Source organism: Hydrogenophaga sp. (genome assembly GCF_011390835.1).
Taxonomy (GTDB): domain Bacteria; phylum Pseudomonadota; class Gammaproteobacteria; order Burkholderiales; family Burkholderiaceae_C; genus Hydrogenophaga.
Genome location: NZ_JAABRQ010000001.1, coordinates 83,572 through 110,189, shown reverse-complemented (window position 1 = coordinate 110,189; position 26,618 = coordinate 83,572). Strand labels below are relative to the sequence as shown.

Annotated in this window: 27 protein-coding genes; 20 read left to right on the top strand and 7 right to left on the bottom strand. The window is 64.2% G+C overall.

Annotation, left to right across the window (positions count from 1 at the left end):
* Nucleotides 1–83: 83 nt before the first annotated feature.
* The gene (hemA, locus tag GPT34_RS00515) at nt 84–1,355 is read right to left on the bottom strand and encodes a glutamyl-tRNA reductase (RefSeq protein ID WP_291008214.1); all 1,272 of its coding nucleotides are present in this window, start codon (nt 1,353–1,355) and stop codon (nt 84–86) included.
* Between the two features lie 48 nt (nt 1,356–1,403).
* On the opposite strand from hemA, the gene GPT34_RS00510 reads away from it, so the two are divergent.
* A complete protein-coding gene (locus GPT34_RS00510; RefSeq protein ID WP_291008212.1) occupies nt 1,404–1,673 on the top strand; it encodes a hypothetical protein in 270 nt (89 codons plus the stop codon).
* 15 nt (nt 1,674–1,688) lie between these two features.
* On the opposite strand, the gene ugpQ is transcribed toward GPT34_RS00510, so the two are convergent.
* From ugpQ to ugpB, 5 genes are all read right to left on the bottom strand, one after another.
* Nucleotides 1,689–2,447, bottom strand: a complete 759-nt coding sequence (ugpQ, locus tag GPT34_RS00505) for a glycerophosphodiester phosphodiesterase (RefSeq protein WP_291008209.1) — start codon at nt 2,445–2,447, stop codon at nt 1,689–1,691.
* On the bottom strand, nt 2,444–3,448 hold the full coding sequence (ugpC, locus tag GPT34_RS00500) for a sn-glycerol-3-phosphate ABC transporter ATP-binding protein UgpC (protein WP_291008206.1): 1,005 nt from the start codon (nt 3,446–3,448) through the stop codon (nt 2,444–2,446). The genes ugpQ and ugpC overlap by 4 nt, the downstream gene beginning before the upstream one ends.
* Nucleotides 3,449–3,487: 39 nt before the next feature.
* On the bottom strand, nt 3,488–4,342 hold the full coding sequence (ugpE, locus tag GPT34_RS00495) for a sn-glycerol-3-phosphate ABC transporter permease UgpE (RefSeq protein ID WP_291008203.1): 855 nt from the start codon (nt 4,340–4,342) through the stop codon (nt 3,488–3,490).
* Between the two features lie 2 nt (nt 4,343–4,344).
* Nucleotides 4,345–5,226, bottom strand: coding sequence for a sn-glycerol-3-phosphate ABC transporter permease UgpA (gene ugpA, locus GPT34_RS00490; protein WP_291008200.1), 882 nt, complete (start codon nt 5,224–5,226; stop codon nt 4,345–4,347).
* A 94-nt stretch (nt 5,227–5,320) separates the two neighbouring features.
* On the bottom strand, nt 5,321–6,637 hold the full coding sequence (gene ugpB / locus GPT34_RS00485) for a sn-glycerol-3-phosphate ABC transporter substrate-binding protein UgpB (RefSeq protein WP_291008197.1): 1,317 nt from the start codon (nt 6,635–6,637) through the stop codon (nt 5,321–5,323).
* Nucleotides 6,638–6,814: 177 nt separating this feature from the next.
* On the opposite strand from ugpB, the gene GPT34_RS00480 reads away from it, so the two are divergent.
* From GPT34_RS00480 to GPT34_RS00390, 19 genes are all read left to right on the top strand, one after another.
* Nucleotides 6,815–10,702, top strand: a complete 3,888-nt coding sequence (locus GPT34_RS00480; RefSeq protein ID WP_291008194.1) for an FAD/FMN-binding oxidoreductase — start codon at nt 6,815–6,817, stop codon at nt 10,700–10,702.
* Nucleotides 10,703–10,849: 147 nt separating this feature from the next.
* Nucleotides 10,850–11,263, top strand: coding sequence for a DUF971 domain-containing protein (locus GPT34_RS00475; protein WP_291008191.1), 414 nt, complete (start codon nt 10,850–10,852; stop codon nt 11,261–11,263).
* Between the two features lie 17 nt (nt 11,264–11,280).
* The gene (gene ubiE, locus GPT34_RS00470; RefSeq protein ID WP_291008187.1) at nt 11,281–12,012 is read left to right on the top strand and encodes a bifunctional demethylmenaquinone methyltransferase/2-methoxy-6-polyprenyl-1,4-benzoquinol methylase UbiE; all 732 of its coding nucleotides are present in this window, start codon (nt 11,281–11,283) and stop codon (nt 12,010–12,012) included.
* 37 nt (nt 12,013–12,049) lie between these two features.
* Nucleotides 12,050–13,012: a Tim44-like domain-containing protein gene (locus GPT34_RS00465; protein ID WP_291008184.1), complete on the top strand. Its 963-nt coding sequence runs from the start codon at nt 12,050–12,052 to the stop codon at nt 13,010–13,012.
* A 68-nt stretch (nt 13,013–13,080) separates the two neighbouring features.
* A complete protein-coding gene (locus GPT34_RS00460) occupies nt 13,081–13,704 on the top strand; it encodes a hypothetical protein (RefSeq protein ID WP_291008181.1) in 624 nt (207 codons plus the stop codon).
* The gene (gene ubiB, locus GPT34_RS00455) at nt 13,701–15,266 is read left to right on the top strand and encodes a ubiquinone biosynthesis regulatory protein kinase UbiB (RefSeq protein ID WP_291008178.1); all 1,566 of its coding nucleotides are present in this window, start codon (nt 13,701–13,703) and stop codon (nt 15,264–15,266) included. Before GPT34_RS00460 ends, ubiB begins: the two co-directional genes overlap by 4 nt.
* A 148-nt stretch (nt 15,267–15,414) precedes the next feature.
* The gene (locus tag GPT34_RS00450; RefSeq protein WP_291008175.1) at nt 15,415–15,786 is read left to right on the top strand and encodes an FmdB family zinc ribbon protein; all 372 of its coding nucleotides are present in this window, start codon (nt 15,415–15,417) and stop codon (nt 15,784–15,786) included.
* Between the two features lie 11 nt (nt 15,787–15,797).
* The gene (locus tag GPT34_RS00445) at nt 15,798–16,484 is read left to right on the top strand and encodes a DUF502 domain-containing protein (RefSeq protein WP_291008173.1); all 687 of its coding nucleotides are present in this window, start codon (nt 15,798–15,800) and stop codon (nt 16,482–16,484) included.
* Nucleotides 16,485–16,535: 51 nt separating this feature from the next.
* On the top strand, nt 16,536–18,338 hold the full coding sequence (gene aspS, locus GPT34_RS00440) for an aspartate--tRNA ligase (protein ID WP_291008171.1): 1,803 nt from the start codon (nt 16,536–16,538) through the stop codon (nt 18,336–18,338).
* A gap of 49 nt (nt 18,339–18,387) precedes the next feature.
* The gene (gene nudB / locus GPT34_RS00435) at nt 18,388–18,879 is read left to right on the top strand and encodes a dihydroneopterin triphosphate diphosphatase (RefSeq protein WP_291008169.1); all 492 of its coding nucleotides are present in this window, start codon (nt 18,388–18,390) and stop codon (nt 18,877–18,879) included.
* A gap of 35 nt (nt 18,880–18,914) precedes the next feature.
* A complete protein-coding gene (locus tag GPT34_RS00430) occupies nt 18,915–19,643 on the top strand; it encodes an endonuclease/exonuclease/phosphatase family protein (RefSeq protein ID WP_291008167.1) in 729 nt (242 codons plus the stop codon).
* 50 nt (nt 19,644–19,693) lie between these two features.
* Nucleotides 19,694–20,965: a cardiolipin synthase ClsB gene (clsB, locus tag GPT34_RS00425; RefSeq protein WP_291008994.1), complete on the top strand. Its 1,272-nt coding sequence runs from the start codon at nt 19,694–19,696 to the stop codon at nt 20,963–20,965.
* A gap of 69 nt (nt 20,966–21,034) precedes the next feature.
* Nucleotides 21,035–21,769 (top strand): GTP cyclohydrolase I, encoded by a 735-nt coding sequence (gene folE / locus GPT34_RS00420; protein ID WP_291008165.1) that lies wholly within the window; start codon nt 21,035–21,037, stop codon nt 21,767–21,769.
* A 25-nt stretch (nt 21,770–21,794) separates the two neighbouring features.
* Nucleotides 21,795–22,220 (top strand): BLUF domain-containing protein, encoded by a 426-nt coding sequence (locus GPT34_RS00415; protein WP_291008163.1) that lies wholly within the window; start codon nt 21,795–21,797, stop codon nt 22,218–22,220.
* Between the two features lie 74 nt (nt 22,221–22,294).
* Complete coding sequence (locus GPT34_RS00410; RefSeq protein WP_291008161.1) at nt 22,295–23,176, top strand: EamA family transporter; 882 nt, start codon at nt 22,295–22,297, stop codon at nt 23,174–23,176.
* Nucleotides 23,173–24,027 (top strand): DUF429 domain-containing protein, encoded by an 855-nt coding sequence (locus GPT34_RS00405; RefSeq protein ID WP_291008159.1) that lies wholly within the window; start codon nt 23,173–23,175, stop codon nt 24,025–24,027. Before GPT34_RS00410 ends, GPT34_RS00405 begins: the two co-directional genes overlap by 4 nt.
* Before the next feature lie 76 nt (nt 24,028–24,103).
* Entirely contained in the window at nt 24,104–24,586 is a 483-nt protein-coding gene (locus GPT34_RS00400) for a 6,7-dimethyl-8-ribityllumazine synthase (RefSeq protein WP_291008157.1), read from the top strand.
* Between the two features lie 181 nt (nt 24,587–24,767).
* Complete coding sequence (locus GPT34_RS00395) at nt 24,768–25,325, top strand: N-acetyltransferase (RefSeq protein ID WP_291008155.1); 558 nt, start codon at nt 24,768–24,770, stop codon at nt 25,323–25,325.
* Nucleotides 25,322–25,831 (top strand): thermonuclease family protein, encoded by a 510-nt coding sequence (locus tag GPT34_RS00390; protein WP_291008153.1) that lies wholly within the window; start codon nt 25,322–25,324, stop codon nt 25,829–25,831. The genes GPT34_RS00395 and GPT34_RS00390 overlap by 4 nt, the downstream gene beginning before the upstream one ends.
* Here GPT34_RS00390 and GPT34_RS00385 read toward each other — a convergent pair.
* Nucleotides 25,828–26,601, bottom strand: coding sequence for a HesA/MoeB/ThiF family protein (locus GPT34_RS00385; RefSeq protein ID WP_291008151.1), 774 nt, complete (start codon nt 26,599–26,601; stop codon nt 25,828–25,830). The genes GPT34_RS00390 and GPT34_RS00385 overlap by 4 nt on opposite strands.
* Nucleotides 26,602–26,618: the final 17 nt, after the last annotated feature.

Here is a 26,618-nt window from a genome sequence, read left to right as displayed (position 1 = left end):
TGGGGAAGTGAGATGGGAGCGATCGGCGGAACGGCAGACCCGCGCGCCAACCGGGCGCGCGCCTGCTGGTTGGTCGACAGTCGCTAGGACTTGTCGCGCAGAAACAGGCGGGAGACGGTGTGCGCCGTGGCGGCGCGGCTATCGGCGTCGGTAGACCGCAGCTCGGCGAGGGTGCCGTGTAGCATTTTTTGTGTCAGTCCCTTGGACAGGGCTTCGAGCACCGCTTCAACCGGTTCGCCCTTGGCGAGCAGTTTGCGGGCTCGCACCAGTTCGGCGCTGCGCCACTCGTCGGCCTGGGCGTGGATTTGCTGGATCAGCGGCACCATGCCGGTGGCGGGGTCGCGCTGCTGCAGCCAGTGCATGAAGCTGAGCACGCCCGCGTCGATGATGACCTCGGCCTGGGCTACGGCGGCTTGCCGGTTGTCCTTGCCGGTTTGCACCACGCTGGCCAGGTCGTCGACGGTGTAAAGGTAGACGTCGTCCAGTGCCTTGACCTCGGCCTCGATGTCGCGCGGCACCGCGAGATCGACCATGAACATCGGGCGGTGGCGGCGCTTCTTCAGCGCTCGCTCGACTGCACCCAGGCCGATGATGGGCAGGGTGCTGGCAGTGCAGCTGATCACAGCGTCAAACTCGTGCAGGCGATCGGGGATTTCGGCAAGGCGCATGACTTCGGCGCCGAAACGTCCGGCCAGCTTTTCGCCACGCTCCAGCGTGCGGTTGGCAATCGACATGCTCTTGGGCGTCTTGGCCGCGAAGTGCGTGGCCGCCAGCTCGATCATGTCGCCGGCGCCGACGAACAGCACCCGGATGTCCTTGATGTCTTCGAACAGCTGCGTTGCCAGGCGTACTGCGGCGGCCGTCATGCTGATGGAGTGAGCCCCGATTTCGGTGGAGCTGCGCACTTGCTTGGCCACCGCGAAAGAGCGCTGGAACAGCTGGTGCAGAGTTGTGCCCAGGGCGCCGGCTTCTTCGGCGGCGCGCACCGCATCCTTCATCTGACCGAGGATTTGCGCCTCGCCCAGCACCATGCTGTCCAGCCCACTGGCGACCCGGAAAGCGTGGCGCGCGGCATCGTTCTCGCGCAGGATGTAGGCGTGGTCACGCAGCACGTGGGTACTCACGCCACCGGTCTGGGCCAACCAGTCCAGCGTGGGCTCCACCGCCGCTTGGTCACCGGCGGCGTAGAGCTCGGTGCGGTTGCAGGTGGACAGCAGCGTGGCCTCGGGCTGGCGCGGCAGGCTCTGGCGGTAACCGTTCAAAGTCGGCTGGATCTGGTCGAGCGCAAACGCAAAACGGCCCCGCAGATCGAGCGGAGCCGTTTGATGGTTGATACCGAGTGCCCAGACAGACATAGCTAGATTATAAAATTGTGCGGTTACGTCCGTACCTTGCACTGCAATATGACATTTTTCGACCCGCTGCTTCACCTCGCCGGGTTTCTGGCGCCTGCGATGGGGGTGGCGGTGTTGCTCTGGCTGGCCCTGCTGCTGCGACGGGGGCAGCGCAAATCGGGCGGTAGGCCCGGGCGTGAGCTGGCTTGGCTGTTTGTTGCGGGTGTAGCGGTCTTGCTGGCTGGACTGGTGTATTTCGGCCGCGACGGCAAGATGGCCACTTACGCTGGCCTGGTGTTCGTGCAGGGCACGCTGGCTTGGCGCCTGCGAGGTCGCTGAGCTCCCCGGTCAAGGTCACGCGCCCGGCGCGAAACGGTCTACAGCGTCGGTGATGATGCCGTCAACCCCCAGGGTCAGTAGCCGCTGCGCGGTAGCTTCATCGTTGACGGTGTAGGACAGGGTTCGCAGGCCCGCGCCTTGGACGGCTGCCACGGTGGTGGCGTCCAACAACCGGTGGTGGCAGACGATGGCGCAGCAACCCAGCGACACTGCAGCTTCCAGCCAACCCGTCCACAAGCTGTCGAGCAGCAGTCCGCGCGGCAAGTCGTCGGCACCTTCGCGGGCTCCAGCCAGGGATTCGGGCTGGAACGAGGTGAGCAGCGGCGCAGCTCCCGCCGCGTTTGCTGGCCAGAGGCGGCGCGCTTCGCGAGCGACCGCGAGGCCGGTGGTATGTTCCAGGCCCGGCGTGGGTTTGATTTCGATATTGATCAAGTAGGCATTGGCCTCGCAAAAGCCGATCATGTTAGCCAGCGTGGGCAGCGGCTCGCCCGCCCACGCTCTTGAATGCCAGCTGCCGGCATCGAGCTGGCTGATCACGGCCCACGGCTGTTCGCCGGCGATGCCTTGGCCGTTGCTGGTGCGCTCCAGCGTGTCGTCGTGCAGCAAGAAGAGCACGCCGTCAGCGCTCAGCTTTGCGTCGCACTCGAACATGCGGTATCCATATGAGGCGCCAAGGCGAAAAGCAGCCAGGGTATTTTCCGGCGCGAGCTTGCCAGCGCCGCGGTGCGCGATCCACCGCGGGTAATTCCAACGGTCGTTGAACGCGTTGCTCATTGCCGCTGTCCGGTGTCCGCGCTAAACCAGTGCATCCGGTCTTCTCGGGGTTGGGCGCGGATGGTGCTGCCCACGGCAGGCGCGGGCTGGTCTTCGTTGGTTCGGATGATGAGACCTTCGTCGCCCAGCCGGGCGTGCACCAGGCGCTCGGCGCCTAGCAGCTCCACCGTTTCCACTTGCAGCGCCCATCCGGTGTCACCGATGTCCAGGTGTTCGGGGCGAATGCCGAGGATGCTGCCTGGCTTGCCACCTGGTGCGTTTTTCATCAGGTTCATTGGTGGCGAGCCCATGAAGCTGGCGACGAAGGTGGTGGCCGGGCGGGAGTAGACCTCTTCAGGGGTACCAAACTGCTCCATCTTGCCGGCGTTCATCACGATCATGCGCTGCGCCAGCGTCATGGCTTCCACTTGGTCGTGGGTGACAAACATCGAGGTGATGCCCAGCTCGCGGTGTAGCTTCTGGATCTCCAGCCGGGTCTGCGCGCGCAGTTTGGCGTCGAGGTTGGACAATGGCTCGTCGAACAGGAATACCTGCGGCTGGCGGACGATGGCGCGGCCCATGGCGACGCGCTGTCGCTGGCCACCCGAGAGCTCTCGTGGCTTGCGCTGCAGCAAATGACCCAGCTCCAAGATGGCCGCTGCCTTGTCTACCCGCTGGCGGATCTCGTCGACAGGCATCTTCTTGATCTTCAGGCCATAGGCCATGTTGTCGAACACGCTCATGTGCGGATACAGAGCGTAGTTCTGAAACACCATCGCGATGTCGCGCTCTGCTGGCTCCAATGTGTTGACCACGCGCGGACCGATGGCGATCTCGCCACCGCTGATGTCTTCCAGCCCGGCGACCATGCGCAGCAGGGTGGACTTGCCGCAGCCAGAGGGACCGACGATAACGATGAATTCGCCCTGGGCGATCTCGGCGTTGACGCCGTGGATGACTTGCAGTTCAGTTTTACCAGTGCGGTAGCGCTTGACGATGTTGCGGAGAGAAATGGAGGACATGGTGCTTCTTTTGATCGGGGAAATCGGGCAGGTCGGCGCTTACTTTTCAGTGTCCACCAGGCCCTTGACAAACCAGCGCTGCATCAGCATCACCACCAGGGCAGGCGGTAGCATGGCGAGTATGGCGGTGGCCATCACCACATTCCACTCTGTGTACGACTCACCGGAAATCAGCCGCTTGATGCCCATGACCACCGGATACATGGATTCGTCGGTGGTCACCAGCAGCGGCCACAGGTATTGATTCCAGCCATAGATGAACTGGATCACGAACAGCGCGGCGATCGAGGTGCGCGACAGCGGCAGAAGCACGTCTTTGAAGAAGCGCATCGGTCCGGCGCCATCCATGCGTGCGGCCTCCACCAACTCGTCGGGCACGGTCAGGAAAAATTGCCGGAACAAAAAGGTAGCGGTTGCGCTGGCAATGAGCGGCACAGTCAGGCCGGCATAGGTGTTGAGCATGCCCAGGTTCGCTACCACCTCGTAGGTGGGGCCGATACGGACTTCCACCGGCAGCATCAGGGTGACGAAGATCATCCAGAACACCAGGTTGCGCATCGGAAAGCGGAAATACACGATGGCAAATGCGGACAGCAGCGAGATGGCTATCTTGCCCACGGTGATGATCAGCGCGCTCACCAGGCTGACCCACATCATGGGTGCCGCCGCCGGAATCGTGCTACCGGCGCTGGTGAAGCCACCGAACAGCGCGGTGCGGTAGGTCTCCAAGGCGTTGGTACCGGGCAGCAGCGTCATCGGAAACGATTGTGCAATCTGCTCGGCCGTCTGGGTGGAGCCCACCAGGGTGATGTAGAGCGGAAAGCCGACGATGAGCACACCTAGCAGCAAGACCACATGGGACAGGACCGTGAGGCCCGGGCGTTTTTCGATCATGGTCAGTAGTTCACTTTCTTTTCGACAAAGCGGAACTGGATCACCGTGAGCGTGATCACCACCACCATGAGCACCACCGACTGCGCGGCCGAGCCGCCCATGTCCAGTGCCTTGAAGCCGTCGTAATACACCTTGTAGACCAGGATGGCGGTGTCTTTGCCAGGGCCGCCCTGCGTGGTCGCGTCCACGATACCGAAGGTGTCAAAGAAGGCGTAGACGATGTTGATCACCAGCAGGAAAAACGTGGTGGGCGAGAGCAGCGGAAAGACGATGGTCCAGAACCGGTGCCAGGGACTGGCGCCATCAATGGCAGCTGCCTCGATCAGCGACTTGGGGATGGATTGCAGGCCGGCGAGGAAAAACAGGAAGTTGTACGAAATTTGCTTCCAGACTGCCGCTGCCACGATCAGCGTCATGGCGTGGTTGGAGTCCAGCAGGTGGTTCCATTCGATACCGACGGAACGCAGGTAGTAGGCGACTACCCCCATCGGCGAGGCGAACATGAACAGCCACAGCACGCCAGCTACAACTGGCGCTACGGCATACGGCCAAATCAGCAAGGTCTTGTAAACCGACGCGCCCTTGAGTACGCGATCCGCCATCACTGCCAACAGCAGGGCGATGGCCAGACCGATCACCGCCACCAGCACCGAGAACACTGCCGTGGTCTTGAACGAGGCAAGGTAGCTGCCGTCATTCCACAGACGCTCAAAGTTCTCCATTCCCACGAACTGGGTTGACAGGCCGAACGGATCCTGGGTCAGCAGGCTCTGGTAGATCGCCTGGCCTGCCGGCCAGAAAAAGAACACCAGCACGATCACCATTTGAGGCGCGATCAGAAGCCAGGGCAGCCAGGCCGATTGGAAGCGAACGCGTTTTTCCATGAAAGCTCTAGAAACGGAAATGAATGGGCAGCAGCAACGAAAAACCCGCCCCGGGCACTAGCTAGCCCGGGGCGGGTGATTCGCTCATACGATATCAGCGCTTGTTGGCTTTCTCGAAGCGTTCCAGCTGGTCATTGCCTCGCTTCACCGCGGTGTCGAGCGCTTCTTTTGGGGCCTTTTTGCCCGACCACACGCCTTCGAGCTCCTCGTCGATGATGGTGCGGATCTGCACGAAGTTGCCCAGTCGGATGCCGCGCGACTTGTCGGTGGTCTTGCGGATCATCTGATTCACGGCCACATCGGTGCCCGGGTTTTTCTTGTAGTAGCCGCTGTCATCGGTCATCTTGAACGAGGCCAGGGTGACCGGCAGGTAGCCGGTGCGCTGGTGACTGGCTGCCGCCACATCGGGCCGGCCGAGGTAGCTGAAGAACTTGGCCACCCCCTTGTACTCGTCGGCTTTTTTGCCCGACATCACCCATAGGCTGGCGCCACCAATCACGGTGTTTTGCGGCGCGCCGGGCACATCGGGGTAGTAGGGCAGGGTGGAGGTGCCAGCGGCAAACTTGGCGTTGCGCTTGACGTTGCCGTACAGGCCTGATGACCCAGTGATCATGGCGCACTCGCCCGAGACGAAGGTCGCATCTGCCGCATTGCCGCGGCCTTTGTAGACGAACAAACCAGTCTTGGCCATGTTGGCCAGGTTTTCGATGTGCCGCACATGCAGGGGGGAGTTGAAGTTCAGGCGTGCGTCCATGCCGCGCATGCCGTTGCCCTTGGTGGCGAACTCGGTGTTGTGCCAGGCCGAGAAACTCTCCAGCTGCGTCCAGCTGATCCAGCTGGTGGTGAAGGGGCACTTGTGGCCGGCCGCCTTGAGCTTGCCGGCGGCCAGCGCCACTTCAGGCCAGGTGGTCGGTGGCTTCTCGGGGTCCATGCCCGCGGCCTTGAAGGCGTCTTTGCTGTAGTGGAACACCGGCGTGGAGCTGTTGAACGGCATGCTCAACATCTGACCGCTGGGCGCGGTGTAGTAACCGGCCACCGCAGGCACATAGGCCGCGGGGTCGAATTTTTCGCCGGCGTCGGCCATGACCTTGCCCACGGGCACGATCGCGCCCTTGCTGGCCATCATCGTGGCGGTGCCGACTTCGAACACCTGCAGCACGTGAGGCGCATTGCCGGAACGGAAGGCGGCGATGGCGGCGGTCATGGACTCGTCGTAGCTGCCTTTGAAGGTAGGCACGACCTTGTACTGTGTCTGACTGGCGTTGAATTCCTTGGCCAGATCATTGACCCACTCGCCCAGGGCACCACCCATGGAGTGCCACCACTGCACTTCGGTCTGTGCGTGAACGGGGCTGCTGGCCAGGGCGGCCAGCGCCAGGGCGGCGGCGGCGGGATGGATGCGCGGGATCATGGATGAAGTCTCCTTGGGGTGTGAACGAGTCGAAAGCTTAGGCTTGTCATGTGACGGTTGCATTGCACGGGCGTTTCGAAAAGATGACAACAGGGGTTTCCATGAGCAGGGTGTGTGTATGGTGCGCTGCGGTACCATCCTCAGGCTCAGCATCTTCTGATGCCCTAGGCTGTCCCCATGAACGCTCCCACGCCGCTTTTGCTGCTCGAAACCGCCACCACCGACACGCCGCGCCTGCGCGAAATCCCCTACAACTACACGTCGTTTTCAGATCGTGAAATTGTGCTGCGCTTGTTGGGCGAGCGGGCGTGGTCGCTGCTGGAGGTGTTGCGGGGTGAGCGGCGCACCGGGCGCTCGGCACGCATGCTGTACGAGGTGTTGGGCGATGTCTGGGTGGTGCAACGCAACCCCTACCTGCAAGACGACCTGCTCGACAACCCCAAGCGACGCAGTGCCCTGGTCGATGCCTTGCACCACCGCCTGGGCGAGGTGCAGAAGCGGCGCACGCCGCAAGATGACGCCGAGCGCGATGCGCTCGTGGTCGAGCTGCTGGCTGCGGCCAGTCAGTCGGTGGATGCCTTCGCCCGCTCCTTCGACCAGATGGCGGCCCTGCGCCAGCGGGCCCAGAAGCTGCTCAAGCGTCTGACCGCCAAAGACAACATCAAGTTCGACGGCCTCTCGCGCGTGTCGCACGTGACCGACGCGACTGACTGGCGCGTGGAATACCCGTTTGTGGTGCTCACGCCCGACACCGAGGTCGAGATGGCGGGCCTGGTGCAGGGTTGTGTTGAGCTGGATTTGACCATCATTCCGCGCGGTGGCGGCACCGGCTACACGGGCGGCGCCATTCCGCTGACCTGGAAAAGCGCGGTGATCAACACCGAAAAGCTCGAAGCCATGACCGAAGTGGAGTGGGTCCAGGTGCCTGGCCACGACCAGAAGCTGCCCACCGTCTGGACCGAAGCGGGTGTCGTCACCCAGCGTGTGGCCGATGCGGCCGAGCGCGCCGGCCATGTGTTTGCGGTCGACCCGACCAGCGCAGAAGCCTCTTGCATCGGCGGCAACATCGCGATGAATGCGGGCGGCAAGAAGGCCGTGCTCTGGGGCACGGCGCTGGACAACCTGGTGAGCTGGCGCATGGTGACGCCGCAGGCGCAGTGGCTGGAAGTCACGCGGCTGGACCACAACCTGGGCAAGATCCACGACGCTGAGGTCGCCACCTTCGAGCTCAAGACGTTTGAGGCCGATGGCAAAACGGTGGTACGCACCGAGCAGCTCGCGATCCCGGGCAAGAGCTTCCGCAAGGAAGGCTTGGGCAAGGACGTGACCGACAAGTTCCTGAGCGGCCTGCCGGGCATTCAGAAAGAAGGCTGCGACGGCCTGATCACAAGCGCACGCTGGGTGGTTCATCGCATGCCGGCGCATGTGCGCACCGTTTGCCTGGAGTTCTTCGGCAATCCGAAGGACGGCGTGCCCAGCATTGTCGAAATCAAGGACTTCATGTTCGCTGAGCAAAAGCGCTCTGGGGTGCTGCTTGCTGGCCTGGAACACCTTGACGACCGCTATTTGAAGGCGGTGGGCTACACCACCAAGAGCAAAAAGGGCAATGGCGGCCTGCCCAAAATGGTGCTGGTGGGGGATATCGTGGGCGACGATGCCGACGCGGTGGCACGCGCCACCAGCGAGGTGATTCGCATCGCCAATTCGCGAAGCGGTGAGGGCTTTACCGCCATCAGCCCGGAAGCGCGAAAAAAATTCTGGCTCGACCGCAAACGTACCGCCGCCATCAGCAAGCACACCAACGCCTTCAAGATCAACGAAGACGTGGTCATCCCGTTGCCGCGTATGGGCGAGTACACCGAGGGCATCGAGCGCATCAACATCGAGCTCTCGCTGCGCAACAAACTGAAGCTGTGCGTCGCGCTGGAAGAATTTCTGACCCGCGGCAACCTGCCGCTAGGCAAGACAGATGACGCCAGCGACATCCCCAGCGCCGAGCTGCTGGGGGACCGGGTGCAGCAGGCGCTGGCCGTGGTGCGCGAGGTCAAGGCCCAATGGGCCCTGTGGCTGCGCGACATCGAGACGCTGTTTCCGCAACTGCAGGACCACACCTTGCGTGCCAGCTGGAAGTTGCAGCTTCGCGCGCCCTTGCAGCAAATCTTCAACGGAGGTGCTTTTGCGCCGCTGCTGGTCGAGTGCCAGGCGATTCACCAGCGGGTGCTCAAGGGGCGTGTCTGGGCGGCACTGCACATGCACGCGGGCGACGGCAACGTGCACACCAACCTGCCGGTCAACAGCGACGATTACGAGATGCTGCAGACGGCGCACGAAGCCGTGGCCCGCATCATGGTGTTGGCGCGCAGCCTGGACGGCGTGATCTCGGGCGAACATGGCATTGGCATCACCAAGCTGGAGTTCCTGACCGACGCCGAGCTGCAGCCGTTTGCGGACTACAAGGCCAAGGTGGATCCGGAGGGTCGTTTCAACAAAGGCAAGCTGTTGCGGGCACCGAAAGCTGGGCAGGGTGATGCAGACGTGCGCGCTGCCGACCTGTCTCATGCCTACACGCCCAGCTTTGGCCTGATGGGCCACGAGTCGCTCATCATGCAGCAGAGTGACATCGGCGCCATCGCCGACAGCGTGAAAGACTGCCTGCGCTGTGGCAAATGCAAGCCGGTGTGCGCCACCCATGTGCCGCGCGCCAACCTGCTATACAGCCCGCGCAACAAAATCCTGGCCACCTCGCTGCTAGTCGAGGCGTTTCTGTACGAAGAGCAGACGCGCCGCGGTGTCAGCATCAAACATTGGGAGGAGTTCGAGGATGTGGCCGACCACTGCACGGTCTGCCACAAGTGCCTGAGCCCTTGCCCGGTGAATATCGACTTCGGCGATGTGACCATGAACATGCGCAACCTGTTGCGCAAGATGGGGCAGAAGAGCTTCCGACCGGGCAACGCCGCGGCCATGTTTTTCCTCAACGCGACCAACCCACAGACCATCAAGCTCATGCGCAGCGGCATGGTCGACATCGGCTTCAAGGCTCAACGCATTGCCAACAAGCTGCTGCAACGCTTGGCGCGCAAGCAGACCGACGCCCCCCCGGCCACGCTCGGCTCAGCGCCGATCAAAGAGCAGGTGATCCACTTCATCAACAAGAAGATGCCGGGAGGACTGCCCAAGAAAACCGCGCGCGCCTTGCTGGACATAGAAGACAAGGACTACGTGCCCATCATCCGCAACCCGGTGGCCACCACGGCCGAGACCGAGGCGGTGTTCTATTTCCCGGGTTGTGGCTCTGAGCGTCTGTTCAGCCAGGTCGGCTTGGCCACCCAGGCCATGCTCTGGCACGCAGGCGTGCAGACGGTGCTGCCGCCAGGCTACCTGTGCTGCGGCTACCCGCAGCGCGGCTCGGGGCAGTTCGACAAGGCGGAAAAAATCATCACCGACAACCGGGTGCTGTTTCACCGCGTGGCCAACACGCTGAACTACCTCGACATCAAGACGGTGGTGGTGAGTTGCGGCACTTGTTACGACCAGCTGCAGGGTTACGAATTCGACCAGATTTTCCCTGGCTGCCGCATCATCGACATCCACGAATACCTGCTGGAAAAAGGCATCACCCTGCCCGCGGGCCAGCCTGGCTATCTGTACCACGAACCTTGTCACAACCCCATGAAGCTGGGGGACTCAATGAAGACGGTGAAGGCCCTGGTGGGCGATCAGGTGATGAAGTCCGAGCGTTGCTGCGGCGAGTCCGGCACCCTGGGCGTGACCCGGCCCGATATTTCGACTCAGGTGCGCTTTCGAAAGGAAGAAGAAATCCAGAAGGGCGAAGCCGCGTTGCGCGCCTCGGGCGCGGTGGGTCAACAGGACAACATCAAGATCCTGACCTCCTGCCCCAGCTGCCTGCAGGGCTTGACCCGCTATGGCGACGACCTGAACAACGGCCTGCTCGAAGCCGACTACATCGTGGTGGAAATGGCCAACCAGATTCTGGGCAAAGATTGGTTGCCTGAGTACGTGGCGCTGGCCAACCAGGGCGGTATTGAACGCGTGCTGGTTTGAAGCACCTCCGCGCCGCCTGCAGCGTCACCCCCTCGAGGGGGCGACACCAGCCGTCCGGCAAGTCGGCTTGACGGTGTCTGCTGGCGGCGCGCTTTCTTGCTGACCGCAAGCAGTTCCTTCGACAGTTTTTCTCTGAGCAAACTCAAAATGGCAGGCTTGAACAAAACCACCCCCACCCCGCAAGACATCACCCTGCACAGCCAGTCGCGTGTGCTGGAAATCGGTTTTTCTGACGGCCAGACGTTTCGCCTGCCGTTCGAACTGATGCGGGTGTATTCGCCTTCGGCCGAGGTGCAGGGCCATGGCCCGGGTCAGGAGGTGCTGCAGACGGGCAAGCGCGAGGTCGGCATTGTGGCGCTGGAGCCAGTGGGCAACTACGCGGTGCAGCCGACCTTCAGCGACGGTCACAGCAGCGGCATCTTTTCCTGGGACTACCTGTATTTCCTGGGCAGCCAGCAGACCGAATTGTGGGCTGATTACAACGCCCGCCTGCTTGCAGCGGGCATGGAGCGCGATGCGTCCATGCCGGAGAAGGCGGGATCGTCCTGCGGTAGCCACTAGCGCCTAACATCGGCGGTATGGGCTCGACACACTTCGGATTCAAGACAGTAGACGAACGCGAAAAGGCGAAGCGCGTGCGCAGCGTGTTTGATTCGGTGGCGCCCAAATACGACGTCATGAACGACCTGATGTCGGTGGGCCTGCACCGCGTCTGGAAGCGCTACACCCTCACGGTGGCCAACCCCCAGCCGGGCGATCAGGTGCTCGACATCGCCGGTGGCACGGGCGACCTGGCCCTGGCCTTTGCCCGCAAGGTCGGCCCGACGGGCCGCGTGGTGCATACCGACATCAACGAGGCCATGCTTCGCGAAGGGCGTAATCGCCTGCTTGATCTGGGTGTGGTCCTGCCCACCAGCGTCTGCGACGCTGAAAAACTGCCGTTTGCCAGCGACAGCTTCCACTTTGTCTGCGTGGCCTTTGGCCTGCGCAACATGACCCACAAAGAGTTGGCACTGGCCGAGATGTGCCGCGTGCTCAAGCCGGGCGGCAAGCTGCTGGTGCTTGAGTTCTCACACGTGGCCCAGCCGCTGACCAAAGCCTACGACTGGTACTCGTTCAACATCCTGCCGCGCCTGGGGCAGTGGGTCGCCGGTGATGCCGAGAGCTACCGCTACCTGGCTGAATCGATTCGCATGCATCCCGACCAGGAGACCCTGCGCCAGATGATGAAGGTCGCCGGTTTTGGACATGTGGATGTTCACAACCTCAGCGGCGGGGTGGTGGCGCTTCACATGGGCATCAAGTGCTGAGCGGGCCGGGTGCACAGACGAAGGAAGGCATGACGTGGTGACGAGCAGCAAGCTGATGGGGTCCATGGTGCTGGCCTGCGCGCTGAGCCTGGGCGCGCAAGCTTCCTGGGCCATGCCACTCGGCAACGGGCTGTCGGTCGGCCAGGTCTCGCCGGTTGGGATCCAGCGCGTGGCGGCCGCACCCGCAGCGCCGGGGGTGGCCCAGTCGGTCCAGCGTTCCACCTCGTCTGCGCCGGCGGCAGCCCCACCGCGAACCGGGGGTGGCCTGCTGGGTGGACTGGCGGCAGGCCTGGGCCTGGCCTGGCTGGCGACGGCGTTGGGTTTCGGAGAGATATTTGGTCAGTTGTTGCTGCTGGCCTTGGTGGCGGTGGTGGTGCTGGCGGCGCTGGGCCTGTTCTGGCGCCGCCGCGCTGCGACTGCGCCGCCCGGCTTGGCCTACCAAGCGGCTGGCGGTGCGGCTGGCAGTTCGCAGTTCGATCCAGCCACGCCGCGCGGCTATAACGCCAAGAACGTCGGCAACGATGCCTCTGCCCGGCCATGGGAGCACCAAGACGGGGCCGCAGACGCGAGCGCCGGCTTCGACTCCACCGTGAGCGACGACCCGTCCTGGGGGGTGCCCGAAGGCTTCGACAGCGCGGGCTTTCTCAAGGCCTCCAAGGCCAATTTCGTGAGCCTTCAGGAAGCCTGGGACCGGTCCGACATTCCCGCCTTGCGCGCCATGATGACCGACGGCATGCTGGACCAGATCAAGGTGCAGCTGGCCGAGCGCGAACAGGCGCAGGGCGGCTCGGTGAACCGCACCGACGTGGTCATGCTCGAAGCCCGGCTGCTGGGCATCGAGGAGTTCCCCGAAGGCTACATGGCCAGCGTGGAGTTCTCCGGCTTGATCCGCGAGGATGTGTCCTCGGGTCCCAACCCGTTTCGCGAGGTCTGGAGCATCACCCGGCCTCGGTCAGGGCCGGGCGGCTGGCTGGTGGCGGGCGTTCAGGCCCTGCAATAGGCGAATCTGCGGGGACCCATGCCCTGCGGGCCGCGAGGCCGACGGTTTATCCGTCAAAATCGACGGTCATGAACACCGATGCCCCCGAGTCCTCATCCGGCGCCAACGCCGACCCTCGTTCACCACGCGACTTTCTGCAGTCGCTGCTGAGCAAACTGCAGCCACCCGGCTGGGTGGTCGATGAGCTGCAAAACCGCCTTGTCATCCTGCTCAACCACGTGCTGATGCAGGAACCGCAGGCACAGGAGCGCCTCAGGCGCCAGCAGGGCAAGCCGGTGCGCGTGCAATGGGGCGATTTTCACCTCACGCTGGCCGCTACCGCGGCCGGTCTGCTGGAGCGCCCGGTGGGCGTGCCCACCCCCGAGCTGACCATGACACTGACCCAGACCTCGCCCCTGGCGCTGGCTCAAACGGCGCTGCTGGGTGACAAACCCGAGGTGGATGTGAAGGGTGACGTGCAGCTGGCGTCCGAGGTGGCCTGGCTGGTCGACAACGTGCGGTGGGATGTGGAGGAAGACCTCTCGCGCGTGGTCGGTGACGCCACCGCCCACCGCATCGGCCAGTTTGCCCGCAGTGCCACGCAGGCGGTGCGCCGCTTCGTGGACCGGGTGCCCAAGCCACCGTTTGCCCAGCCGACTGAGGCACCGGGTCAGGCGCCTGACCCAGGCGCTGGCGGCGGAAACCCGGCATGACGCGTTTCTACCGCGGCGCCTTCATCATCTGGGTGGTGTTGCGTTACGGGCTGGACGAGCTGGTGCTCTCCAGCTTCCAGCATCCGTGGCTGCGCCGGCTCACCCGCATTGTTCGCTTCGGTCGAAAGTTGGATGCGCCGCGCGGCGTGCGCCTGCGCCAGGCGCTGGAGCGACTGGGCCCGATTTTCGTCAAGTTTGGCCAGGTGCTCTCCACCCGGCGCGACCTGCTGCCACCCGATATCGCCGACGAGCTGGCGCTGCTGCAAGACCGCGTGCCGCCGTTCCCGAGCGAGGTGGCAGTGGCCACCATCGAGCGGGCGTTTGGCAAACCGCTGGATGCCGTGTTCACCCAGTTCGACCAGGTGCCGGTGGCCAGTGCCTCGATCGCGCAGGTGCATTTCGCCACCCTCAGGACGGGTCGCCATCGCGGTCGCGAGGTGGCGGTCAAGGTGCTGCGGCCCAACATGCTGCCGGCGATCGAGAAAGACCTGAGCCTGATGCGCATGATGGCTGGCTGGGTGGAAAAGCTGTCGGCTGATGGCAAACGCTTGAAGCCGCGCGAGGTGGTCGGCGAGTTCGACAAGTACCTGCACGAAGAGCTGGACCTGCTGCGCGAGGCGTCCAACGCCGCCCAGCTGCGCCGCAACATGGCGGGGCTGGACTTGGTGCTCATTCCCGAGATGTTCTGGGACTACTGCCACACCGAGGTGATGGTGATGGAGCGCATGCACGGGCTGCCGATCAACAAGGTGGCCGAGCTGCGCCGACGTGGTGTGGACATCCCGAGGTTGGCGCGCGACGGAGTGACGATTTTTTTCACCCAGGTGTTTCGCGACGGCTTCTTCCATGCCGACATGCACCCGGGCAACATCCAGGTCAGCGTGGATCCGGCCACGTTCGGGCGCTACATCTCGCTGGACTTCGGCATTGTGGGCACGCTCACTGAGTTCGACAAAGAGTACCTGGCGCAGAACTTCACAGCCTTTTTTCGGCGCGACTACAAACGCGTGGCCGAGCTGCACGTGGAGAGCGGCTGGGTGCCGGCCGAGACCCGCATCGATGAGTTGGAAGGCGCCATTCGCGCCGTCTGCGAGCCTTATTTCGACCGCCCACTCAAGGAAATTTCGCTCGGCATGGTGCTGATGCGCCTGTTCCAGACCTCGCGCCGCTTCCAGGTGGAAATCCAGCCTCAGCTGGTACTGCTGCAGAAAACCCTGCTCAACATCGAAGGCTTGGGCCGCGAGCTGGATCCCGATCTCGACCTCTGGAACACTGCCAAGCCATTTTTGGAGAAATGGATGCTGGAGCAGGTCGGACCCCAGAAGCTACTGCAGCAGCTCAAGTCCGAGGCGCCGCAATACGCCAAACTGCTGCCAGCGTTGCCTCGCCTGCTGCACGACTTCCTGCAGCACAAGCCGCATGAGCTGCGGCGCGAGCTCGATAGCCTGCTGGCCGAGCAACGACGCACCAACCGCCTGCTGCAGGCGGTGATCTGGGGCGGAGTGGGGTTTTTGCTCGGCCTGATGCTGATGCAGGTGTTCATGCGCCTTCGCCTCTGGTAGGGCGCCGCTGCCGATTGGCGCCAAGGGGCCCGATCGGCAACCGCTGGCGGCACCCCCAATTTATAATGGCGGGTTTCGCTCCCTCCGGGAGCCTGCGGGCCGGCTGTGCCCAAGCGCCGAGCCTCCTCATTCCTCCACGGGTTTCACCATGCCGATCTACGCCTACAAGTGCACGTCCTGCGGTCATGCCAAAGATGCTTTGCAGAAAGTGTCCGATGCGCCTTTGACCGTGTGCCCCGCATGCGGCGAGGCCCATTTCCAGAAGCAGCTCACCGCCGCCGGCTTCCAGCTCAAAGGCTCGGGCTGGTACGTGACCGATTTCCGCAACGGCCAGACCGCGGCCTCGGCGCCCGCCAACGCCAAGGCCAGCGGCGATACAGCCCCGAAATCGGGTGATGCTGCTCCCGCCGCACCGGCGCCGACCGCCGCGCCGGCGGTTGCACCCGCGCCCGCTGCGTCGGCGCCGGCGCCGGCGCCGGCCGCCGTATCGTCCGCGCCCAGCCCTCGCAAAGCAGACTGAGCCTCCTTCCCATGGTGTCTGTGCGCAAATGGTTGCTGTCCGGCCTGCTGGTGCTGGTGCCGCTCATCATCACCCTCTGGGTACTCGATTGGGTGGTGTCCACGCTGGACCAGACCCTGAACATCCTGCCGGTGCGCTGGCAGCCGGACCAGCTGTTCGGCGTGCACATTCCTGGCCTGGGCGTGGCGTTTGCGTTTCTCGTCGTGCTCTCCATCGGGGCGCTGGCATCCAACATCATCGGCAACCGGCTGGTTCACTGGTGGCACGCGCTGCTGCACCGCATCCCGGTGGTTCGCTCGATCTATTCCGGCGTCAAGCAGGTGTCGGACACGCTGTTTTCGGAGAAAGGCAATGCCTTTCGCAAGGCGCTGCTGGTGCAGTGGCCACACGATGGCATGTGGACCATCGCCTTCCTCACCGGCTCGCCGGGCGGCGAAGTGCTGCAGCGCTTGCAGTCCACCAGCACCTTTGCCCGCGAGGACGATGAGTTCTACAGCGTGTTTGTGCCCACCACACCCAACCCCACGGGTGGCTATTTCGTAATGGTTCGCAAGACCCATTGTGTGGAGCTGAAGATGAGCGTGGACGAAGCACTCACCTACATCATTTCCATGGGCGTGATCGTGCCCGGTGGCCCGCGCAACGCGGCCGTCGAAACGGTGCTAGCCCGGCAGCCAGCTGCGGACTCGCCAAACTGAAGTATTCCTGCGCAGCCCTACGGCTGCGAAACCGTTGAAAGAAGAATTGACATGGCCATGCGCTCCACCTACTGCGGTCTTGTGACCGAAGCCCATCTGGGCGAAACCGTTTCCCTGTGCGGCTGGGTGAACCGCCGCCGCGACCACGGCGGCGTGATTTTCGTCGACCTGCGCGACCGCGAAGGGTACGTGCAGGTGGTCTGTGACCCCGATCGCGCCGAGATGTTCGCCACCGCCGAAGACGTACGCAATGAGTACTGTGTGCAGGTTACTGGCCTGGTGCGCTCCCGCCCGGCTGGCACCACCAACGACAAGCTCAAAAGTGGCCAGATCGAGGTGCTTTGCCACGAACTCAAGGTGCTCAACGCTTCGGTCACGCCGCCGTTTCAGCTCGATGACGAGAACCTCTCCGAGACCACGCGCCTGACCCACCGCGTGCTCGACCTGCGCCGCCCCTACATGCAGAACAATCTCATGCTGCGCTACCGCGTGGCCATGGAAGTACGCAAATTTCTGGACGCCAACGGTTTCATCGACATCGAAACTCCGATGCTCACCAAGAGCACGCCCGAGGGCGCTCGCGACTATCTGGTGCCCAGCCGCGTGCACGATGGCCATTTTTTCGCTTTGCCGCAGTCACCCCAGCTGTTCAAGCAGCTGCTCATGGTGGCCGGCTTTGATCGCTACTACCAGATCACCAAGTGCTTCCGCGACGAAGACCTGCGCGCAGATCGCCAGCCCGAGTTCACCCAGATCGATATCGAGACCTCTTTCCTCGGCGAAGAAGAAATCCGGGATATGTTCCAGGGCATGATCAAAACGGTGTTCCAAAACACCCTGGGTGTCGACCTGGGCGACTTCCCGGTGATGCCCTACGCCGAAGCCATGCACCGCTTTGGTTCCGACAAGCCCGATCTGCGCGTGAAGATGGAGTTGACCGAGCTCACCAACGTCATGGGTGACGTGGACTTCAAGGTGTTCAGCGCACCGGCTCAGATGAAGGGTGGCCGTGTGGTGGCCCTGTGTGTGCGCGGCGGTGCCGAAATGCCACGCAGTGAGATCGACGCTTACACCGAGTTCGTCAAGATCTACGGTGCCAAGGGCCTGGCCTGGATCAAGGTCAACGAAGTGGCCAAGGGCCGCGATGGCTTGCAGTCGCCCATCGTGAAGAACATCCACGATGTCGCCATCGCGGAGATCCTGCAGCGCACGGCAGCCCAGGACGGCGACATCATCTTCTTCGGTGCCGACAAGGCCAAGGTGGTGAACGACGCCATCGGCGCGCTGCGCCTGAAGATCGGCCACAGCCCGCTGGGTAAGAAAAACGGCCTGTTCGAAGACCGCTGGGCACCGATGTGGGTGGTGGACTTCCCCATGTTTGAACACGACGAAGAAGCCGACCGCTGGACCGCCGTGCACCACCCCTTCACCGCGCCCAAGGATGGCCACGAAGACTGGATGGTCACCGCTCCCGAGAAATGCATCGCCAAGGGCTACGACATGGTGTTGAACGGCTGGGAAATCGGTGGCGGCTCGGTGCGTATCCACACCGCTGCCGTTCAGCAAAAGGTCTTCGACGCCCTCAAGATCACGCCAGAAGAGGCTCAGGTCAAGTTCGGCTTCCTGCTGGATGCGCTGCAGTACGGCGCGCCGCCCCACGGTGGCCTGGCCTTTGGTCTGGACCGCATCGTGACGCTCATGGCCGGCGCCGAGTCGATCCGCGACGTGATCGCCTTCCCCAAGACCCAGCGCGCCCAGTGTCTGCTGACCCAGGCACCCAGCCTGGTGGACGAAAAGCAGCTGCGCGAGCTGCACATCCGGCTGCGCAATGCGGACCTGGTCAAGCCAGCCTGATTGGCGCTTGCGGCAGAATAAAAGGGCGCTGGTTCAGCGCCCTTTTTTCATGACCACTTCGTTCAAAATTCCTCAGTCTGTGCTGGTGGTGATCCACACCCCAGCCCTCGACGTGTTGCTGATTGAACGTGCCGATGCGCCTGGCTTCTGGCAGTCGGTGACTGGATCCAAAGACGCGGAGCACGAGTCGTTTGTGGAGACGGCGGTGCGTGAGGTGAGCGAAGAAACCGGGCTGGACGCTCGTGGCTATGGTCATGTGCTGAGCGACTGGGGCCTGGAGAACGTCTACGAGATCTACCCGCAGTGGTTGCCTCGTTATGGTCCTGGCATCACCCACAACACCGAACATGTGTTTGGCCTGTGCATTCCGCGCGCCATGCCGGTGCGTTTGAGCGCGCGTGAACACCGCAGCCAGATTTGGCTGCCTTGGGCGCAGGCGGCAGATCGCTGTTTTTCACCGTCCAACGCCGAGGCGATCGCCTGGCTGCCCAGGCTGGGCGCGCTGGCCTCCCGCTCCCTTGACGGTACCGCAGGGCATTGAAGGGAAGGCCGCCCCGTTGGTGGCATGATTTGCCCATGAGCATTCTGCGTGTCGCCACCTACAACATCCACAAGGGCGTACAGGGCATGGGCCCGTCGCGGCGGCTGGAGATCCACAACCTGGTGCACGCGGTGGAGCAGTTCGACGCCGACATCATCTGCCTGCAAGAGGTGCGGCGCCACCACCGCAAGCTGGAAAAGCAGTTCACCCGCTGGCCCGATCTGGATCAGGCCAACTACCTCACGCCGGATGGCTACGAGGCGGTGTACCGCACCAACGCCATCACCCGCCACGGCGAGCACGGCAACGCCTTGCTCTCGCGCTGGCCAGTGCTCGACAGCAAACACTCCGATGTGTCGGACCACCGCTTCGAGCAGCGTGGCCTGCTGCATGCGCAGCTGTTGGTCGAAGGCCTGGATGTGCACGTGGTGGTGGTGCACTTTGGCCTGATCCACGCCAGCCGCGAGCGCCAGGTGCAGCGGCTGGGTGAATACATCCGGCGCGAGTTGCCCGAGACCGCGCCGCTGATCGTGGCCGGCGACTTCAACGACTGGGGTGCGAAGCTGCACAAGCCCATGGCCGATCTGGACCTGCGCACCTTCGACAGTCTGCGCCTGCCCACCTACCCCTCGCGCCTGCCGCTGCTCCACCTGGACCGCATCTACGTGCGGGGCCTGCGCCCGGTCATGGCCCATGTGCCGCATGGCAAGGCCTGGACACGCATGTCGGACCACCTGCCCCTGATTGCGGAGCTCGAGCTGTAGTGCCCACCCGACCTCAGCCCGAGGACACGCCTCGCGTCCGGCGGGGCCAGCTGCGCAGCGGCCACCAGCTGTTGCTGCTTGAGAATGGTGCGGCATTTTTCCCGGCGCTGGTCGAGGCGATGGACGCGGCGCGCTCGGTGGTACATCTGGAGACCTACATTTTTGAGTTCGCTGGCTCGGCGCTGAGCGTGGCGCAGGCGCTGGAGCGGGCGGCACAGCGCGGCGTGCGTGTGCGGCTGGTGGTGGATGGCGTGGGTACACCCCACATACCGGTGGAGTGGCAGCGGCGATTTGCCGCCGCCGGGGTGCGCTGGCGGGTCTATGCACCGCTCGGGCGTCTCGGTCTGCTGATCCCCAGCCGCTGGCGCCGGCTGCACCGAAAGCTGTGTGTGATCGACGGCACGGTGGGATTTTGCGGCGGCATCAACATCATCGATGACCAGGACGATGTGGCGTTGGGCCGGCTCAGTGCGCCGCGGCTTGATTTTTCGCTGCGCGTGGCCGGGCCGCTGGTGGCCGACATGACTGAGACCATGGAGCAGCTCTGGTGGCGCCTGCAGGCGGTGCGCAAGGCACGCCAGCGTGAGTTTCGGGCTGCCTGGGAGGCCTTGCGTGAGACCAGTCCGGTAGGGGACTTCTCGCGCCTGCTTGGCAAGCTGGAAGCGCGCACCGGCCTGGGCCGGGTCAACGCGGACGCCGAAGGTGGCGCCGAGGACGCCTTCACCGATGGCCCACTGGGTGTGGACGATGCGCGGGCCGAGCTGCAGTTGCGCGACAACGTCAGCCACCGTCACGACATTGAGCGCGCATACCTGAAGGCCATCGGCGCGTCGCGCCAGGACATCGTGATCGCCAACGCCTATTTCGTCCCTGGACGCAAACTGCGCCGCGCGCTGACGCTGGCGGCACAGCGTGGCGTGCGCGTGCGCCTGCTGTTGCAGGGCAAGTACGAACACTTCATGCAGTACCGCGCCGCGCGGCCGGTGTACCAGACACTGCTGGACGCCGGCATCGAGATCCACGAATACGGGCCGAGCGCCCTGCATGCCAAGGTGGCGGTGGTGGACCGGCGCTGGGCCACGGTCGGGTCGACCAACCTCGATCCGCTGTCGCTGCTTTTGGCGCGCGAGGCCAACGTGAGCACGACCGACCGGCGCTTTGCCTCGCTGCTGCACGATTGTCTGGATGCCATCTTGCAGCATGGATCCAACCAGATCGAGATCGAGCAGTTGCGCCGCCGCCCCTGGCAGCAGCGCGCGCTGGATCGCCTGGCCTTTGCGGTGATGCGCACCACGCTGTTCCTGACCGGGTACCGGTACTAGCGATCGCGCTCAAGACCCCTGTGCGTGGCCCGGTATTCAGGGCGCTGCAGCCCGGTGTTAGCATGCGCCATGCTCATGAAGAACGAACCCGCCATGACACCTGAGACCTCCCCGGATGACGACGTGGGCGTGCCCGTTTCGGTCAAGATCCGCGAGCGCATCAAGGCATCTCGCCAGCGCTTCCATTCCAATGACAACATCGCGGAATTCATCCGTCCCGGCGAACTCGACCTGCTGCTGGATGAGGTCACGGGGAAGATGCAGGGCGTGCTTGACAGCCTGGTAATAGACCTGGAAAACGACCACAACACCGGCGATACCGCGCGCCGGGTCGCCAAGATGTACATCCGCGAGGTGTTCAACGGCCGTTACGTCAAGGGCCCGGCGGTGACGGAGTTCCCCAACGCCGAGCACCTGAACGAGCTGCTCATCGTCGGCCCGATCACGGTGCGCAGTGCCTGCAGCCACCATTTCTGCCCGGTCATCGGCAAGATCTGGATTGGCGTCATGCCCAATGAGCACACCAATGTGATCGGACTCTCGAAGTACGCTCGCCTGGCCGAATGGATCATGGGCCGGCCGCAGATTCAGGAAGAGGCCGTGGTGCAGCTGGCGGACCTGATCCAGGAAAAGACCCAGCCCGATGGCCTGGCCATCGTGATGGAGGCCAGCCACTACTGCATGGCCTGGCGCGGCGTGAAGGACATGGACAGCAAGATGATCAATTCGGTCATGCGCGGCGTGTTCCTCAAGGACCCCAACCTGCGGCGTGAATTCCTCTCGCTGATTCCTCGCAAGAACTGAATCCGATCACCAACCCGAGTCACCCATGCTTGTCCGTCTGCTCTATGTCAGTCGCGCCGTCAGCAAAGACAGCGCCCAAGTCATCGAATCCATCCTAGATTCATCCCGCTCGCACAACCTGGGCAACGGCATCACAGGGGTGCTGTGCTACGGCGGGGGTGTGTTCCTGCAGGCCATCGAAGGCGGCCGCACCGCGGTGAACGCCTTGTACAACCACATCGCAGCCGACGAGCGTCACACCGACGTGGTGTTGCTGCATTACGAAGAGATCGCCGAGCGCCGGTTCGGGGGCTGGACCATGGGCCAAGTCAACCTGTCCAAACTCAACACCTCGATCGTGCTGAAGTACTCGGAGAAGCCGGAGTTTGATCCGTACAGCGTGTCGGGCCGCGTGTCGCTGGCCCTGCTCGAAGAGCTGATGGCCACCGCCAGCATCATCGGACGAGCCTGATCGGCTTTTGCTCCTCGCCGCACTGCAGACCGCAGCCTCTCTGATGAGGGCTGCGGTTTTTTGTTTCCGTCTTCATGTCACCCACCGCCTTCGCCTTGATCGTGCTCGCCGGCCTGATTCATGCTGGCTGGAACATCGTGGCCAAGCAGGCTGGTGGCGATGCGCGCTTTGCGTTTTTCATCTCGGTACTCGCCATGCTCATCTGGGCGCCGCTGGGCTGGTGGCTGGGGCGTGCCGAGGTGCCCCGCTGGGGCCTGACAGAATGGGGTTTTGTGCTGGCCAGTGGCTTGCTGCACGTGGTTTATTTTGTGGTGCTGCTGCGCGGCTACCGCAAGTCCGATCTGACCGTGGTCTATCCGCTGGCGCGGGGTTTCGGCCCGCTGCTGTCGTCGATGGTGGCCATCGTGTTCCTGGGCGAGCAGGTGTCTGCCCTGGCAGCGGCCGGCATTGCCGGCGTGGTCAGCGGTGTTTTCCTGATCGCGGGTGGCCCGCGCCTGCTGCGTGCAGCGCGCGATCCGGTGGCGCGGCAGCGGGTGCACACCGGGGTGGCCTATGGGCTGCTCACTGGTGCGTTCATCGCGGCCTACACCGTGGTGGACGGCTACGCGGTGAAGTGGCTGCTGATGTCACCCATTCTGGTGGATTACATGGGCAACTTCGTTCGGGTGGCCTTGCTCGCGCCCAATGCCATGCGCGACCGCCCTGCCGCCTGGGCACTCTGGCGCCATCAATGGCGGCCGGCGCTGGCCGTGGCGCTGTTCAGTCCCGTGGCCTACGTGCTGGTGCTGTATGCGATGAAAGAGGCACCGCTGTCGCATGTGGCGCCAGCGCGTGAGGTCTCCATGTTGTTCGCCGCGCTGATTGGTGGCCACTTGCTGGGCGAGGGTGACCGCGGTTTGCGGGTGCTCGGTGCTGCGTGCATTGCCGGCGGCGTCGTGGCGCTGGGGCTGGGATGAGCGACAACGCTGAGCACACCGTGCTGCTGGGCTGTGATTTCACCAGCGCGCCCACCCGCCGCAAGCCCATCACGCTGGCGGTCGGACGCATCGATCGTGGCCGCGTGTTGCTGGAAAACGTGTTGTCTTTTGACAGCCTGGACGCCTGGGCCGAGCACCTGGCGCGACCCGATGTCTCGCCCTGGGTGGGCGGCTTCGATCTGCCGTTTGGTTTGCCGCGAGAGCTGGTCACCGCATTGGGCTGGCCCACCGAGTGGCTGCCCTGTCTGCGGCATTACGCCAGTCTGAGCCGCGAGCAGATCCGCGCCGCGTTTTCCGGCTTTTGCGACGCTCGACCCGCGGGCGGCAAGTTTGCGCATCGCGCCACCGATGGCCCGGCTGGCTCCAGCCCGAGCATGAAGTGGGTCAATCCGCCGGTGGCCTACATGCTGCATGCCGGCGTGCCTCGGCTGGTGGACGCGGGCGTGAGTTTGCCAGGGTTGTGTCTGGGCGACCCACAGCGCGTGGCGCTGGAGGCCTACCCCGGCTTGCTGGCGCGCAGCGTGCTCGGCAACACCTCATACAAGAGCGACGACAAGGCCAAGCAGACGGCTGATCGCCTGATTGCCCGCAAGACCCTGGTAAACGCGCTGGAGAATGGGCTGGTGCCGCTGCTGCAAGCCGCAGGGCTGCGCCTGAAACTCAGCCATGCCCAGCGCGATGCCCTGGCCGACGATCCACGGGGCGACGCGCTCGACGCCGTCCTGTGCCTGCTTCAGGCGGCTTGGGCGCTGAGCCAGCGCGCCGGCGGCCATCCGCAATGGGGTCTGCCTGCCTTCGACCCCCTGGAAGGCTGGATCGTCACCGCCTGATGGCCTGGTGACAAGCGGTGCCCGGCACCGCTGCCACAATTCCCAACAACGTCAACGCCCGATTGCTGGAGCCTCCATGAGTCCGACCCCGAACCCCATCGACCCCACGCTGCCCGCCGATCTGCGATTTGCGTTTGTCGAGGCCTCCTGGCATGCCGACATCGTGCATCAGGCGCGCGACGCATTTTTTGAAGCCATGGCAGGGGCTGGGGTGGCCGCGGATCGCATCGACGTGTTTGATGTGGCAGGCGCTTTCGAGATCCCGCTGCACGCCCAGCGACTGGCGCGCTCGGGCCGGTACGCGGCCATTGTCGGCAGCGCACTGGTGGCCGACGATGGCATCTACCGCCACGACATCATTTCCACCACTGTGGTGCGCGCCTTGATGGACGTGCAGCTCGACACTGGGGTGCCGGTGATCTGTGCGGTGCTCACGCCGCACCATTTCCACGAGCATGTGGAGCACCGCAAGTACTTCCTGCGCCACTTTGCGGTGAAGGGCTCGGAGGCGGCCGAGGCCTGTCTCAAGACGGTTGCAGGGCTTCGCGTTCTGGCCTGACCCATGCGGCGGGTGTGCACTGCGCACAACGGCCAGTCTGTCCCTGTGGCTGCTGGGCGGCGCTGGTAGCGAAAAACCGGGTCAAAATCAGCGCCATGGTGATCCGTTTGCTTCTGGTGTCGGGCGGTCGATGCGACCGATCGACCGCCTGCGATCGTGCGTTATGCGCTGCGGGGCGGTTGTGACGGCCCAACGCCCGGCGTTTTTCCTGCATGCCGAAACCCCGGCCGATGTGACGGCGGTGGATGCCCTGACGCACGCTGCGTTCGAGCAGCAACCCCACAGCCGCCAGACCGAGGGCGAGATCATCCGCCGATTGCGGGATGCCGGTGCGCTCACCCTGTCGCTGGTGGCGCGGGCGGGCGCCCCTGCCTCTCCCGGAAGCCTGGTGGGCCAGATCACATTTTCCCCGGTGGCCATCAGCGGCGATGCGCCGAGCTGGTACGGTCTGGGGCCCTTATCGGTCGTGCCCGCATGGCAGGGGGTGGGGGTGGGCAGTACGTTGGTTTCGCAGGGTTTGCGCGCCATGCGGCAGCTGGGGGCGGCGGGCTGCGTGGTCCTGGGTGAGCCCGCTTATTACGGTCGGTTCGGTTTTCGCTCGACGCCCGCGCTCACCCTGCACGGTGCGCCGGCAGGCTGCTTTCTGGTGCGGCCGTTCGCCCCCATCGTTCCGATGGGCGAGGTCACCCTGCATCCCGCGTTCGACCTGCTCGAACCGACCGACTGGACGTTTCCTTGAGCCGCGCAAGCACGGTCCGGCGGCTGATCGCCGCGGGGATGCTCGTCGCGCTAGCGATGCCATTGCTGGCGGCCGAGCGGGCCTACGAAGCCCGGGTCACCCGCGTGTTCGACGGCGACACGGTGTGGGTACAGCCGCTGCCCGAGGGGCGCTACCGCAAGCTGAGGTTGGACGGGTTGGATGCGCCCGAGATCTGCCAGACGGGTGGCGAAGCGGCGCGCGATGCGCTGGCGCAGCGCGTGTTGCGGCAGGTGGTCCGGGTGAGCGAGCGCGCCATCGACGACTGTGGCCGCGGTCTGGCGCGGCTTCAGCACCAGGGCGAAGACGTCGGTGGCTGGCTGGTCGGCATTGGTCATGCCTGGTCGTACCGCTGGCGCAAAAGCGTGGGCCCCTATCAGCGCGAGGAAGCGCGGGCCCGTGTGGCTGGTCTTGGGCTGTTCGCCGACCCCCAGGCCGAGCTGCCGCGCAGGTTCCGGCAGCGCCGCGGCCCCTGCGTGTTCCCTTAGCCAGGCGCCTGGGTCGGCGGGTGGACGTGTCCGCAAACCGGGCACTGCGGGTTGACTGGTAGCTGGATCGCGTTGAAAGCCATGTCGCGGCCATCGATCATCAGCAACTGTCCGGTGAGACGTGAGCCAATGCCACTGAGCAGCTTGAGCGCCTCGGCCGCCTGCATGGTGCCCACGATGCCAACCAGCGGCGCGAACACACCCATCGTGGCGCAGCGGGTTTCCTCCACGCCCGAGTCTTCCGGGAACACGCAGGCGTAGCAGGGATTGCCGGGGGTGCGCAGATCGAACACGCTGAGCTGGCCGTCCATGCGGATCGCCGCGCCAGACACCAGGGGTTTGCTGTGCGCGACGCAGGCACGGTTGATCTCGTGTCGGGTGGTGAAGTTGTCGGTGCAGTCGAGCACCACGTCAGCCTGGGCCACCAGGGTGTCGAGCAGGGCGGCATCGGCGCGGATCACGATGGGCGTGACCTGCGGGTCGGGGTTGATGGCGGCGATCGCCTCCGCTACCGATTCGGCCTTGGGCGTGCCGACTCGGGCCAGCGTGTGGGCGATCTGGCGCTGCAGGTTGGTCTCGTCGACCACGTCGTGGTCCACCACCGTGATACGGCCGACGCCCGCGCTACCCAGGTAGAGGCAGACCGGTGAACCCAGCCCGCCCGCGCCGATCACCAGCGCATGTGCGGCGAGCAACCTTTCCTGGCCTTCGATGCCGAGCTCGTTGAGCAGAATGTGGCGCGAATAGCGCAGCAGCTGGGCGTCGTTCACAGCAGAGGCCTGGCGCT

Coding starts and splice junctions, on each gene's coding strand:
- hemA (WP_291008214.1), bottom strand. CDS start 1,355: ATGTCTGTCTGGGCACTCGGTATCAACCATCAAACGGCTCCGCTCGAT.
- GPT34_RS00510 (WP_291008212.1), top strand. CDS start 1,404: ATGACATTTTTCGACCCGCTGCTTCACCTCGCCGGGTTTCTGGCGCCT.
- ugpQ (WP_291008209.1), bottom strand. CDS start 2,447: ATGAGCAACGCGTTCAACGACCGTTGGAATTACCCGCGGTGGATCGCG.
- ugpC (WP_291008206.1), bottom strand. CDS start 3,448: ATGTCCTCCATTTCTCTCCGCAACATCGTCAAGCGCTACCGCACTGGT.
- ugpE (WP_291008203.1), bottom strand. CDS start 4,342: ATGATCGAAAAACGCCCGGGCCTCACGGTCCTGTCCCATGTGGTCTTG.
- ugpA (WP_291008200.1), bottom strand. CDS start 5,226: ATGGAAAAACGCGTTCGCTTCCAATCGGCCTGGCTGCCCTGGCTTCTG.
- ugpB (WP_291008197.1), bottom strand. CDS start 6,637: ATGATCCCGCGCATCCATCCCGCCGCCGCCGCCCTGGCGCTGGCCGCC.
- GPT34_RS00480 (WP_291008194.1), top strand. CDS start 6,815: ATGAACGCTCCCACGCCGCTTTTGCTGCTCGAAACCGCCACCACCGAC.
- GPT34_RS00475 (WP_291008191.1), top strand. CDS start 10,850: ATGGCAGGCTTGAACAAAACCACCCCCACCCCGCAAGACATCACCCTG.
- ubiE (WP_291008187.1), top strand. CDS start 11,281: ATGGGCTCGACACACTTCGGATTCAAGACAGTAGACGAACGCGAAAAG.
- GPT34_RS00460 (WP_291008181.1), top strand. CDS start 13,081: ATGAACACCGATGCCCCCGAGTCCTCATCCGGCGCCAACGCCGACCCT.
- ubiB (WP_291008178.1), top strand. CDS start 13,701: ATGACGCGTTTCTACCGCGGCGCCTTCATCATCTGGGTGGTGTTGCGT.
- GPT34_RS00450 (WP_291008175.1), top strand. CDS start 15,415: ATGCCGATCTACGCCTACAAGTGCACGTCCTGCGGTCATGCCAAAGAT.
- GPT34_RS00445 (WP_291008173.1), top strand. CDS start 15,798: ATGGTGTCTGTGCGCAAATGGTTGCTGTCCGGCCTGCTGGTGCTGGTG.
- aspS (WP_291008171.1), top strand. CDS start 16,536: ATGGCCATGCGCTCCACCTACTGCGGTCTTGTGACCGAAGCCCATCTG.
- nudB (WP_291008169.1), top strand. CDS start 18,388: ATGACCACTTCGTTCAAAATTCCTCAGTCTGTGCTGGTGGTGATCCAC.
- GPT34_RS00430 (WP_291008167.1), top strand. CDS start 18,915: ATGAGCATTCTGCGTGTCGCCACCTACAACATCCACAAGGGCGTACAG.
- folE (WP_291008165.1), top strand. CDS start 21,035: ATGCTCATGAAGAACGAACCCGCCATGACACCTGAGACCTCCCCGGAT.
- GPT34_RS00415 (WP_291008163.1), top strand. CDS start 21,795: ATGCTTGTCCGTCTGCTCTATGTCAGTCGCGCCGTCAGCAAAGACAGC.
- GPT34_RS00410 (WP_291008161.1), top strand. CDS start 22,295: ATGTCACCCACCGCCTTCGCCTTGATCGTGCTCGCCGGCCTGATTCAT.
- GPT34_RS00405 (WP_291008159.1), top strand. CDS start 23,173: ATGAGCGACAACGCTGAGCACACCGTGCTGCTGGGCTGTGATTTCACC.
- GPT34_RS00400 (WP_291008157.1), top strand. CDS start 24,104: ATGAGTCCGACCCCGAACCCCATCGACCCCACGCTGCCCGCCGATCTG.